The organism is Dellaglioa sp. CoH-57-MRSF-19 (assembly GCF_056781975.1).
Genome location: NZ_JBXAXW010000102.1, coordinates 1 through 525, shown reverse-complemented (window position 1 = coordinate 525; position 525 = coordinate 1). Strand labels below are relative to the sequence as shown.

Annotated in this window: 1 protein-coding gene; it reads left to right on the top strand. The window is 57.3% G+C overall.

Annotated features, from left to right (window positions below):
• Positions 1-168 precede the first annotated feature (168 nt).
• Positions 169-525: hypothetical protein (locus AC1RO3_RS08435; protein WP_481763997.1), on the top strand; the 357-nt coding region annotated here is incomplete at its 3' end.

The window sequence follows — 525 nt, the reverse complement described above, 5'->3', positions numbered from 1 at the left end:
ACCTATTTCGGGGGCGCAGCGGTCGGTGGCTACGTAAATGATCTGGATGCGGCAAAGCTCCAGAATGGGAAGCTTGCCGCGACTATCACCGTCTACCCTGAATACCGACCGGGCGTTGCAGAGCACGCGTTTGTGTACAGCAAACCCACACTTCGAAAGGAGGTTTAAATGTTGATGATTGCCTTGATGTTGGCCCTGAACTTCGGGATCAGCTGGTGGAACTGCTACGCAGTTGGCGGTATCTGGGTTGAGTCCCGGTCGCTGGGCGGCTGGATTCGGGTACTCGCGTGGTCAGGTGCTATTCAGGCTGCGATTGGCTTCAGCAGTGTGTTTCTGTTCGTGCTCGGGGGCGCGGCATTCGCGTTTGGTGTGCTGCCGCCCAAAGCGTTTCACGCTGCGATCAACCTCTGGTACCTGCTGATCATCATTCCGGCGCTGAGTACGGGCCTGATCATTACCGTGCACTCGTGGATCGCGGCGTATCGTGAACGTAGCCTCGCAAACATGGGAACTGCGGCCTACAAC